Here is a 10839-nt window from a genome sequence, read left to right on the forward strand (position 1 = left end):
GGCCGGATGTTCGAGAGCCAAACCCTGTTGGTGACCGGCGGCGCCGGATTTGTCGGAACCGCCCTCATCAAGGCCCTGCTCACGGACTTCCCCGGCGCGGCGATCGTGTCGCTCGACAACTACTTCACCGGCCGGCCGGAAAACCACGTCAACGACCCCCGGGTGACCTACCTCGACGGCGCCACCTCCGACCTCGCCAAGATCTGGGCCGACCGCGGCCTGCCCAGCCCCGAGATCGTGTTCCACCTCGGCGAATACTCCCGGATCGTGCAGTCCTTCGACGACCACGACCTGACCTGGGAGTTCAACCTGCACGGCACCAAGGAGGTGGTGAAGTTCGCGTCGGCCAGCGGTGCCAAGCTGATCTACGCGGGCTCCAGCTCCAAGTTCGGCAACGACGGACAGGACGAAAACCTCAATCCGTACGCCTGGACCAAGGCCAAGAACATCGAGTACATCCGCAACTACTCGTCCTGGTACGGCCTCGACTACGCGATCACGTACTTCTACAACGTCTACGGCCCCGGCCAGATCACCAGCGGCCGCTACGCCACGGTGATCGGCATCTTCGAGGACCACTACCTGCGCGGCGAGCCGTTGCCGGTGGTGTCCCCCGGCACCCAGACCCGCGACTTCACCCACATCGACGACATCGTCCGCGGCATCGTGCTGACCGCCCAGAAGGGCAAGGGCGACGGCTACCTGCTGGGGACCGGGCGGGAATGGCCCATCATCGAGGTGGCCAGGCTTTTCCAGACGCCGTACGTGCTGAAGCCCGCGTTGCGCGGCGAGCGCGTGCGCGGTCAGGCCGACACGACGCGCGCGGGTGAACTGGGCTGGCACCCCCAGCGAAGCCTGGACGAGTACGTGGCGTCGTTCCTGGCCGCCCACCCGCGCTGAGTCGCGGCCCCCCATGGGGCAACCTGCAGTGACAAGATAGTCACCGTGACCGATCGGGCGCGTCCACCTGGGCGCAACTGGAGCACGATCGCCGCGGTTCTCGGCGGTCTTGCTGCGCTGATCACGGCCGTCGTCGGGTTGTCCACGTTCATTGCCAATCAGTTCGGCGACGCACCCAGAGCCACGCCCGCCGCCACCACCAAGCCGCCCGCCGTGCAACCGGCGACCGCCGCCTCGTCCGCACCCGCGGCCGGTGGCTGGCGCGAGGTCTGGAGCCGGGAGTTCGTCCTGGACACCACCGGCGTCCTGCTCGACTCCGACCAGCCGGTGCGGGGCACGGGGGCGTTCCACGTGATCTCCGGTGGCCCGATGATCTCGCCGGCCGGTGGGGCCGCGATCGCCGCACTGCCCGCCGGTCAGCCCGCCACCCCGGACGCCTGCGACGAGCGGGTCACCACCCACTCCGCCGACAACGTGACGATGGACAGCGGCAAACGGGTCTGTGTCCGGACGCCGGCCGGCCGGGTGGCGTTGCTGGTCGTCGAGGGTGCCACCGGCGACGTGAACGCCGGCTGGACGGTCCGGGCCACGGTCTGGCAGCCCGCCTCATGACGGCGCTCGGGGTGGGGGTCGTCGGGTTCGGCTGGATGGGCCGGGTGCACACGCAGGCCTATGCGCGGGTGCCGCACCACTATCCGGACGCGCCCCGGGTCTTGCTGGTGGCGGTGGCTGACGACGTGCCGGGGCGGGCGCGGGAGGCGGCCGGGCGCTACGGCTTCACGGCCGCCACCGAGGACTGGCGTGATCTGGTCGGCGACCCGCGCATCCAGGCCGTCAGCATCACCGTGCCGAACTTCCTGCACCGCGAGGTCGGGGCCGCCTTCGCCGCGGCCGGGCAGCACATCTGGATCGAGAAGCCGGTCGGTCTGTCGGCCGCCGATGCCCGTGCGATCGTCGGCGACGTTCAGGTGGCCGTCGGCTTCAACTACCGGAACGCGCCCGCGGTCGAGAAGGCGCGCGAGCTCCTGCTGGCTGGACAAATCGGAAACATCACTCATGCCAGATTCCGCTTCCTCAGCGACTACGCGGCCCATCCGCTCGGTGCCCTGTCGTGGCGCTTCGAGCGGGAGCGCGGCGGGAACGGCGTACTCGGTGACCTTGGTTCGCACGGCGTCGATCTGATCCGCTATCTGCTCGGCGAGATCGACGCCCTGGTCGCCGACACCGCGGTGTTCATCGCCGAGCGCCCGCGCCCGACCGCGGCGACGGCCGGCCACCAGCGGGGGAGCGGTGCGCCCGGCCCGGTGCAGAACGAGGACTACCTCGGCGCCCTGCTGCGGATGTCGTCCGGCGCGCGGGTCACGCTGGAGGCGAGCCGGGTGGCGGTGGCCGAGCAGAATGCGTACGGCTTCGAAATCCATGGGACCCGAGGCGCGATCGGCTGGGACTTCCGGCGCATGGGCGAACTCGCGGTGGCCGCCGGCGAGTCCTACCAGGACGAACCCGTGCGGACCCGGTTCACCGGTCCGCCGGACGGCGAGTTCGGCGCCTTCCAGCCGGGTGCCGGCATCCCGATGGGCTACGACGACCTCAAGGTGATCGAGGCGCACCGCTTCCTGCGCTCGATCGCCACCGGCACTCCCCAGGGCGCTACGCTGGCCGACGCCATCCGGTGTGCCGAGGTCCTGGACGGCATTGCCCGGTCCGCCGAGACCGGTGCCTGGATTACTTTGCCTGCCTAGGAAACGACACAGGATGCATCGAGCTGTGTCAATATCACAGGGTGCCCGCTCCCGTGCCGTTCGTGTCGCAACGACTTCTTGACTCAATTGAAACAAGTCGATACGGTGCGGGTCAGGAAAGCGCTTACCTATGTACTCGAGTGGGCCGCTCCCCCGGTCCGGGTCCGCACCGCATCGGAGGTTCTGATGTTCATGTGCACCCCCACGCGGCTGCCACTCCCGTCCCGTACCGCGCCACCCTGACCAGCGGGCATCGGCATGATCTGATCCCCATCCCCCAACGCCGATCCGATCCAGCCCGCCCGTCCCCGGGCCGGGAGGCGAAGTCCACCACGCCTCCCGGCTCCGCCAACCCTCCACATACCGCCGACGTCCACGGCGGTACCGGGCGGCCCGAACCCGAGCGGGCCGCCCGGTGTGGTGGCCCGGCCAGCCATCACCACCCCATAGAAGGCCTCCTGACCAGGGGCCGACCACACCGGCCGGCTGGCACCGACCAGGCTCTGCCCTTACCTCCGCGCCGGTCGCCGCGGGCTGAGGGCAAGGCACCCAGCCGGCAGGAATCCATAGAGGTAGCCCGTCCACCACCACCACCACCAACCGACCCCGGACCCCACTCTCATCGCCTCCGCGCCGACCGGGCCAAAGGCGGCGATGGGCGGTAGGGCTCCGGTTCCCGAGGCTCCGACTCCGCCTGGGCTGGCGGCGCCGGACCACCTGGGTCTCCTGACCTGTCGCTCCCCGCTGACCGGGCTGGCGGCGACGGGCCGGCGGGACCTTCGGCTCGTCGCTCCACGCCACTCCGGGCTGGCGGCGCCGAGCCGATGGGATCCCTAGCCTGTCGTCCCTTGGCATCCGGGCCCGGGGGCGACGGGCTACTGGATTCCCCGGCCTCCTCGTCATTCCCGGGCCCTCTCGTCGCATGCCTAACCGGGGCAGGCGCCGACGGGCCGGTGGGATTCAAGGGGTTGTCGCCTCATGCCTGACCGGGGCTGGCGGCGACGGGCCGGTGGGATGGCAGGGCTTGTCGCTTCACGCCTGACCGGGGCTGGCGGCGACGGGCCGGTGGGATGCCAGGGCTTGTCGCCTCACGCCCGACCGGGGCTGGCGGCGACGGGCCGGTGGGATGCCAGGGCTTGTCGCCTCATGCCTGACCGGGGCTGGCGGCGACGGGTCAGTCGGTTGCCCAACTTCATCGCGCCACACCGACCGGGCCAACGGCGACCGCCCGGTCGGATCCCAGGCCCATCGCCTCGCTCCAATCCGACCGGGTTGGCAGGGGCGGTGCGGCGCTTGTTCCGTTGTCCCTGCCGGCGGCGGGGAACGAGGCAACCGAGGCCTGGGGCCGGCGGCATCGCAGCGACCCTGCGTACCGCGAACCACTGCTGACCGGCCGCCGCTCCAGCGGCCATCCCCGGCTCCCGCTTCCCCGAGCGCGGAGTCACTACCTCTCACCGTTTTCGACGTATTCGACCAGCACGAGCCGGGCTTCGTCGCGCCCGTGCCGGCCGACACCACCAGGGACCAGGGCCGACGGCCCACCTCCAAGCTTGTCCGGGAGATGCCATGACTTCCAGCACGTATGCCAGCAAAGGGGTCGCACTTCAGACCGCACCGAACGCCTTCAGCGCCGAACGCCTGCTGCGCCGGGCCGCCCTGCGGGTCACCCGCCCGCGGGTCGCGGTGTTCAACGCGGTGCACGAACATCCCCACCTCGACACCGACTCGATCATTCGCCTCGTCCGCGGAGACCTCGGCGACGTCTCCGTGCAGGCGGTCTACGACGTGCTGCGGGCGCTCACCGCGGCTCGTCTGATCCGGCGCATCGAGCCGGCCGGTTCGGTGCCGCGCTACGAGACGCGGGTCGGCGACAACCACCACCACGTCGTGTGCCGGTCCTGCGGGACCATCGCCGACGTCGACTGCGCCACCGGCACCGCACCCTGCCTCACGGCTTCCGACCATCACGGGTACATGATCGACGAGGCCGAGGTGGTTTTCTGGGGCATGTGCCCCGCCTGCTACCGCTCCTGAAAGGTGGGCCGCCTTCCACGGAGGGCGGCCCAACCTTTTCCCGGCCCCCGTGCGTTCATAGGCTGTGAGCACCCAGCCCGGTGGCGACGAGCAGGCCGAATTCGTCGCATTCGTTCAGGCGCGGCAGCATCGTCTGCTCCGCTCGGCCTACCTTGTCTGCGGTGATCACCACCTGGCCGAGGACCTGTTGCAGGGTGCCTTGGTCAAGCTGGCTCTGCATTGGCGCAAGGTTCGCGACGGCGAGCCCGAGGCCTTCGTCCGCACCGTGCTCTACCGAGATGCCGTCTCCTGGTGGCGGCGCTGGCGGCGGGAGCGTCTGACGTCGACGCTGCCCGACTCGGTGCGGCCGGCCCGCGACGACGAGTTGTCCACCCGCATCGTGTTCGAGCGTGCGCTGCGCCAGTTGGCGCCGCGTCAGCGGGCCGTGCTCGTCCTGCGGTATTTCGACGACCTCACCGAGACCCGCACCGCGGAGATCCTCGGTGTCTCGGTCGGCACCGTCAAGAGTCAGACCAGTGCCGCTCTGCGCCGGCTCCGTGAGCTGGCGCCCGAGCTGGGCGATTTGTTGCGCGCGGGCAGGGAGAGATGACATGGGGCACGGCGAGTTGGGCGAGTTGTTGGCGGAGGCGGCGTCCGAGGTCCAGCCGCGCGCCTATGCCGATTGGGCCTGGACGGAGGCGGGCCGCACCCGCCGGCGTCGCCGGGTGACGGTGGTGAGTGCCTCGTTCGTGGCGGTGGTGCTGGTGGCGGTCGCGGGCTATCTCCTCGTACCCGCACAGCGCGGTGCCGAGCCCGACCCGGTGACCCACCGGCCGCCGCCTCCGCCGTCGACCCCGGTGCCGGCCGTCCAGCAGGTGCCCGACGCCCTGCCCCGGCATGTCGTCCCGCCGTTGCCGCTCAACGCGGTCGATTTCATGCCCGACCCGGCCAGGAAGCTGTCCGACGGGCCCATCGACGGCGCGGTCGCGGTCGTTCAGCCGTACGGTTCCCTGGGCTTCTGCGTGCTGAGCACGAGCGGTGAATGGGTCGACATCGACGTGGTGCAACTGTCGACCACGCACGACGCCGGCGGCAACCACGCCGATCCGCTGCGCTCGACCGCCCTGTCGCCCGACCGCAAACGGATCGCCTTCCCGCAGCCCGGCTCCGTGATCGTCGTCGACCTGACCACGGCGAAGGCGCATCGCGTCCCGGTGCCGGGCCTCAACGAACAGGTGCTCTGGCAGGGTGACCGCACGGTGCTGGTGGGTGCGGGCGGGCCGGGTGCGGTGGCGGTCGACTGGGCCGCCGGCCGGGCCGCGCCGGTCGTCGCCGGCCTGTCGACCTGGAACAGCGCGGCCCAGCGCGCCGAGGGCGCGCTGGTCCCGGAGCTGCCGGATGAGACCCGCACGGTCCGGCTGTGGGACCTCGCCAAGGCCGATCCCGTACGCGAGACGCCGGTGACCGACGCTCGCCTGGACGGTTATCAGGTGAACGAGTGGTACGGCCCGACCGTGAGCAACGGCGCCGACCTCGTGGTGCGGGCCGGTTGGGGGAGCAGCAGTTCATTCAGCGGCCTCGAGATGGTCGCCGTGGTCAACACCCGGACCGGCGTGGTGGAACGCATGCTCGACCTCGGCCGCGAGCGGTCGAAGGGCTGCTGCCGCCCGCTCGACTGGCTAGACGAGGAGACCGTGCTGCTGCAACTCGACCAGACCGGTCTGATCAGCTGGAACGTGCGGACCGGAGCGCTGGGCGCGGTGAGCGGCGGCCAGCTTCCAGGGACGGTGGCGCTGCGACCGGTGTTATAGCTTGGCGCCTGTGGATCATCTGACCGCCGCCGCGATCCTGGGCGGCATGCGCCAGCGGGCGTGGTCACTGCTAACCGTGACCGCGTTCCTGGTGCTGGCGGCGGCCGGCGCCGCCGGCCCGATCTTCGCGGAGGCCTCCGACAACGCCGCCTTCCAGGTGCGCCGCGACGAGATCCCGGCAACCGCCCGCCAGAACGACGCCGCCGTGATCCGCGTGTCGGCCGACCGGGGCCCGGCCAGCATCGACCAGGAGTCGGTGATCGCCGACCTGCGATCGGTCCCCGGCCTGACCGAACCCGACCTGACCGGAGCCTCCATCGGCGACGAACTGGCCGCTCCCGACTTCTGGGGCTCCACGGTCAGCCTCGGCGCCAAGCGTGAGCGAGGCCGTCTCTTCGCCGTCCGCGATCCCGCCACCGACCTACTCCCGGCCACGCCTTCGACCAACCCGGACGGGCTGTGGCTGCCGGCGCCGATGGCCGCCTCGCTCGGGGCGCGGCCGGGGGACAGCATCGTCCTTGCGGTGGTCAAGGGCAACCGCGGTGAGCCGCAGCGGGCCACCACCACAGTGGCCGGCATCTACGCCGTCGATGGCCGGGGGCGGCTGCCGGCCGATGTGCCGGGCAGCCGCAAGTGGGCGCTGCGGAACGGCGACACCCCCGGCGACACCGAGTACGACACGCTGCCGGCTCACCTGCTGGTGGGTGACGTGGCGACCGTGGAGCGGCTGGCCAAGTCCGTGGACGACCAGATCTTCTGGTCGGTCGAGGCGGCACTGGTGGCCGGTGCGACGCTCGCCGAGGCACAGCGCACGGCCGACGAGATTGAACAGGTGCGCCGGTATTACGCAACGGATCTGCCGGCCGAGAACGATTCGCCGAAGGCGCTGCGGTTTGCCAGCGGGATCGGGCGGATCGTGGCCACCGCCCAGGCCACCACCGCGACGGTTCGCGAACGGATCCGGCCGGTGGAGTGGGCGGCTACCGGCGTGGGGCTGGCTTCGGTGCTCGCCGTGGCGCTGCTGTCGGCGCGGCGTCGGGAGCGGGAAGTTCGGCACGCCGTTGCGGTGGGCATGTCGCCGGTTCGGGTCGGTGGGCTGTGGCTGCTCGAGCACCTGCTGCCGGCCGCGGTCGGTGCGGGGCTCGGGTGGCTGGTGGCCTGGCAGCTCGTCGACCGGCTGGGGCCGCCCGGTGCGATCCAGGCGTCGCTGCTTCCGGCGGCCCAGGCCAGCGGTGTTGCCGTGCTGGCCGGTCTCGTCACGGTGGCCGGCGTCGGCGCGGCCGTGGCGGCTCGCCGGGTTCGGCCGGCACCACCCGCCACGGCGCGGCGACCGCTGCCGTGGGGCGCCATGCTGATCGTCGTCGCCCTGGTGGCCGCGGGCGGACTGGTCGGGGCCGGTGACGCCGGCGGGGGCGTCGACCTGCTCGTGCCGCTGCTGACGCTGGCCGCCGTTGGCGTCGCCGCCGGATGGGTGCCGGGTCTGCTGGCCGGTCGCAAGAGGGCCGCGCCGCACCTGCCCTCCTCGCCCGGGCGCGCGGTGGTGTGGCTGGCCCGGCGGCGGCTGGGGTCCGGTGGGGCCGAACGCCGGCTCGCCGTCATGGTGGTGACCGCGGGTCTCGGCATGCTGTTGTTCGCGCTGTCCGCGGTGCACTCGACGGAGGTGCTGGCCGACGACCGGATTGCGGTGGCGGCCGGTGCCGAGGCGGTCGCGACGATTCCGGGCTCCTATGAGCTGGACGAAGGCGCGGTGTGGGCGCCACCCGAGGATCCGTTGCAGCCGCGGCCCGTGGGACCGGTTCCCGGCGTACGGAATCCGCCTTTGCCTGTAGGGAACACGGTGGTGTGGCGGGTTGATGTGCGGACTCCGCTGGACGACTTCCAGAAGGACCTGCTGATCGTCGACCCGGCTCGGTTCGGAGAGGTGGCGCTGTGGGGCAACGGGCCCGGTCTGGCGGCGGCTCGGGCGGCGCTGAGCGAACTGGCGGCCAACCCCGCCACCGCGGACGGCAGGCCCCGGGCCATCGTGGTCGGCGATCCGGTGTCCGCTCCGGTCGACACGATCCGGGCGACGATCGGCTACGTGATCGAGGACCTCACCGTGGCGGCGCGGGTCAACGCCTTTCCGGGCATGAAAGGCCGAGGGATGTACGTGGTCGCCGCCGACCCCTTCCTGGGCCGGCTCAGCTTCGAGGACCCACGACTGCGGCCGCGCAACCAGCATCCGCACCCGCTGTTCATACAGACCTTTCTGTGGAACTCGACCGGGCCGGACGGCGTGCACGCGGTGACGAACCCCAAGGGCGTGCAGCCGGAACGCGTCAGCACCGCCGACCAGTTGCGCCAGGATGCGACGTACGTGGCCACCGGCCGGGCCCGTGGATATCAGGTGGCGGTCGCCGGTTATCTCGCGCTGCTCGCCATCCTCACGCTGTGCATCTACGCCCAGCGCACCGCCGTGCTGCGCCGGCCCACCGATCTCATGCTGGCCCGCGTCGGGATCGGCCGGCGCCGGATCGGCCGGGCGCGGGGGCTCGAGTTCGTGCTGCTGGCGGCGGTCGCGTTCGGTGCCGCGGTGGGTGGGGTGGCCGCGCTCGCCCCGCTCGGTGCCCGGTTGCTCGACGACCAGCCCGGCCTGCTGCCCCGGTTCGCGTTCCAGTTCTCCCCGGCCGGGCTCGCGATCACCGCCGGCGCGGCCGTGCTGGCCACCGTGCTGGCCGTGGCGCTGACCACGGTGCGCTCGGCGAACGCGGAAGAGGGTGCCTACCGTGACGACTGACCACGTGCCCCTGATGGAGGGCCGTGAGTTACTTCAGCTGTACGCCGCGCCGACCGGTCCCACGCAAGCCCTGCGCGGCGTGGATGTGACGGTGCTCGGCGGCCGGATCAGCGCGATCACCGGCCCGTCCGGCAGCGGCAAGTCCACACTGCTGGCCGTCCTCGCGCTGCGGGAGCGACCGGCCGGCGGCGAGTTGCGGCACCGCGGTCGCCTGGTGTCCGGCCTGACCCGCCGCCAGCTGCAGGTATTGCGGCGCCGGGAGATCGGCTGGGTGGCCCAGCGCCCGACGCACAGCCTGTTCCCGCAGTTGGACGCGCGCGGCCAGATCGAGCAGATGGCCCGCTTCCGGGGCGTGCGCTGCGACGCCGACGCGACCCTGGCCGAGGTGGAGCTGACCGACCAGGCCGGCGTCCGGCCCGCCGTCCTGTCCGGCGGCGAGCAGCAACGCCTCGCGGTCGCCGCGGCCGGTGTCGGCGCGCCCGCGCTCCTGGTCGCCGACGAACCCACCGCCGAACTCGACGACGACTCCGCGGCCTTGGTGCTAAGGCTGCTGCGGGCCCGCGCCGACCAGGGCAGCGCCGTGGTGCTGGCCACCCACGACGCGCGGGCCATCGACGCCGCCGACACCGTGCTGCGGCTGCGGCACGGCGTGCTGTCCGGCGCACACGATGCCGGCCAGGACCGTACCGCCACCATCGACGGCCTCGGCCGGATCCAGTTGCCCGAGGAGGCGTTGCCGTTGTTCCCCGACGGACGCGTGATCGTCACCGTCACCGACGGCCACGTCGAATTGCACCGCCCGTGACCGAGCCGCTGGTGGAGGTCCGCGACGTCAGCCACGCGACGGTGCTGCACGAGATAACCCTCTCGCTGGCACCGGCGACGGTGACTGTCCTGGCTGGACGGTCGGGTTCCGGCAAGTCGACGCTGTGCCACCTGATAGCCGGGGTGATGCGGCCGACCGAGGGGCAGGTGCTCATCGGGGGAAAGGACGCGCATCCGGCGCCGGACTGGGCCACGGTGTCGCTGTTGCCGCAGCGGCTGGCGCTCGAGCCGGAGCTGACCGTGGCGGAGAATGTGCTGCTCCCGGCCGGTGTCCGCGGCGCTTTTCGTGGCTCTGCTTTTCGTGGCGCCGCTCCGGCCGGTGACCTGCTCGACCGGCTGGGGCTCGGGGCCATCGCCGCCCGGCCCGCGCGCGACACCAGCCTGGGGGAGCAGCAGCGCACGGCGTTGGCGCGTGCCCTCGTACTGAATCCTGCTGTTGCGGTTCTGGACGAACCGACCGCTCACCAGGACGACGATCATGTGCACCTGGTGCTGACCGCCCTGGCCGAGGCGGTGCGGGCCGGAACGCTGGCGATCGTCGCGACGCACGACCAGCGGGTGATCGACGTCGCCGGCGAGGTGGTCCGCCTGCGCTCCGGCCGTGTGGTGGAGTAGCGCCTCGGCGACCAAATGAAAGCTGTGTAGCCACGGAGGTTCAAGCATTGACGTCAATATCGGAATTGACGGAGCAGGTCCGAAAGTTCGCGCAGCTGCGGAACTGGGAACAGTTCCACACCCCGAAGAACCTGGCCATGGCCCTGGCCGGCGAGGC

Annotated in this window: 9 protein-coding genes; all 9 read left to right on the forward strand. The window is 71.7% G+C overall.

The window, feature by feature from the left end; genetic code table 11:
• Window positions 1-6: 6 nt before the first annotated feature.
• The 9 genes from Ari01nite_RS44770 to Ari01nite_RS44810 all read left to right on the forward strand — a co-directional run bounded on the left by Ari01nite_RS44770 (window position 7) and on the right by Ari01nite_RS44810 (window position 10682).
• Window positions 7-900 carry an NAD-dependent epimerase/dehydratase family protein gene (locus Ari01nite_RS44770; protein WP_203790306.1) on the forward strand — a complete coding sequence of 298 codons (894 nt, stop codon included), beginning with the start codon at window positions 7-9 and terminating at the stop codon, window positions 898-900.
• Between the two features lie 45 nt (window positions 901-945).
• Window positions 946-1512 carry a hypothetical protein gene (locus Ari01nite_RS44775; protein ID WP_203790308.1) on the forward strand — a complete coding sequence of 189 codons (567 nt, stop codon included), beginning with the start codon at window positions 946-948 and terminating at the stop codon, window positions 1510-1512.
• Entirely contained in the window at window positions 1509-2642 is a 1134-nt protein-coding gene (locus Ari01nite_RS44780) for a Gfo/Idh/MocA family protein (RefSeq protein WP_203790310.1), read from the forward strand. The genes Ari01nite_RS44775 and Ari01nite_RS44780 overlap by 4 nt, the downstream gene beginning before the upstream one ends.
• Before the next feature lie 1566 nt (window positions 2643-4208).
• Window positions 4209-4676, forward strand: a complete 468-nt coding sequence (locus tag Ari01nite_RS44785) for a Fur family transcriptional regulator (RefSeq protein WP_203790312.1) — start codon at window positions 4209-4211, stop codon at window positions 4674-4676.
• A gap of 64 nt (window positions 4677-4740) precedes the next feature.
• Window positions 4741-5265: a SigE family RNA polymerase sigma factor gene (locus Ari01nite_RS44790; RefSeq protein ID WP_203790313.1), complete on the forward strand. Its 525-nt coding sequence runs from the start codon at window positions 4741-4743 to the stop codon at window positions 5263-5265.
• A gap of 1 nt (window position 5266) precedes the next feature.
• Window positions 5267-6466, forward strand: a complete 1200-nt coding sequence (locus tag Ari01nite_RS44795; protein ID WP_203790314.1) for a hypothetical protein — start codon at window positions 5267-5269, stop codon at window positions 6464-6466.
• A gap of 10 nt (window positions 6467-6476) precedes the next feature.
• On the forward strand, window positions 6477-9242 hold the full coding sequence (locus tag Ari01nite_RS44800) for a hypothetical protein (RefSeq protein ID WP_203790315.1): 2766 nt from the start codon (window positions 6477-6479) through the stop codon (window positions 9240-9242).
• Window positions 9232-10047: an ATP-binding cassette domain-containing protein gene (locus Ari01nite_RS44805; RefSeq protein ID WP_203790316.1), complete on the forward strand. Its 816-nt coding sequence runs from the start codon at window positions 9232-9234 to the stop codon at window positions 10045-10047. Before Ari01nite_RS44800 ends, Ari01nite_RS44805 begins: the two co-directional genes overlap by 11 nt.
• Entirely contained in the window at window positions 10044-10682 is a 639-nt protein-coding gene (locus Ari01nite_RS44810; protein ID WP_203790317.1) for an ABC transporter ATP-binding protein, read from the forward strand. The genes Ari01nite_RS44805 and Ari01nite_RS44810 overlap by 4 nt, the downstream gene beginning before the upstream one ends.
• The last annotated feature ends 157 nt before the right edge of the window (window positions 10683-10839 follow it).

Source organism: Paractinoplanes rishiriensis, from assembly GCF_016862375.1.
GTDB lineage: Bacteria > Actinomycetota > Actinomycetes > Mycobacteriales > Micromonosporaceae > Actinoplanes > Actinoplanes rishiriensis.

What these genes read in the sequence shown, in the direction of transcription:
- Ari01nite_RS44785 (WP_203790312.1), top strand. Translation starts at nt 4,209, where the DNA reads ATGACTTCCAGCACGTATGCCAGCAAAGGGGTCGCACTTCAGACCGCA.
- Ari01nite_RS44770 (WP_203790306.1), top strand. Translation starts at nt 7, where the DNA reads ATGTTCGAGAGCCAAACCCTGTTGGTGACCGGCGGCGCCGGATTTGTC.
- Ari01nite_RS44795 (WP_203790314.1), top strand. Translation starts at nt 5,267, where the DNA reads ATGGGGCACGGCGAGTTGGGCGAGTTGTTGGCGGAGGCGGCGTCCGAG.
- Ari01nite_RS44780 (WP_203790310.1), top strand. Translation starts at nt 1,509, where the DNA reads ATGACGGCGCTCGGGGTGGGGGTCGTCGGGTTCGGCTGGATGGGCCGG.